The organism is Salibacterium sp. K-3, assembly GCF_054052005.1.
The window spans coordinates 616-953 of record NZ_JBSVZE010000008.1; the positions used below are offsets into that span (position 1 = coordinate 616).

General features: G+C 47.0%; 2 tRNA genes. Both read left to right on the top strand.

The features are described from left to right. Positions 1–48 precede the first annotated feature (48 nt). A tRNA-Pro gene (locus ACW9JV_RS19290) sits at positions 49–125 on the top strand. Between the two features lie 9 nt (positions 126–134). Then, positions 135–210 (top strand) — tRNA-Ala (locus ACW9JV_RS19295). The last annotated feature ends 128 nt before the right edge of the window (positions 211–338 follow it).

A 338-nucleotide genomic window follows, 5' to 3' on the forward strand; every position in this document is an offset into this window, starting at 1 on the left:
ACATGAACGTAGTTGACGAAGAGATTCGCAGCTTATTCTTTCAAAGAACGGGAAGTAGCTCAGCTTGGCAGAGCGCTTCGTTCGGGACGAAGAGGTCGCAGGTTCAAATCCTGTCTTCCCGACCATCTGAATAAGGGGCCTTAGCTCAGCCGGGAGAGCGCCTGCTTTGCACGCAGGAGGTCAGCGGTTCGATCCCGCTAGGCTCCACCAAAAAGAATTTCAAAAAAAGTGTTGACTCTGATTAAATGAGTTGGTACTATGGAAATTGTCGCTTTGAAAGGCGGCATACACATTGCTCTTTGAAAATTGAATGAAAGTCAAGCGTCTGTCAATTCAAA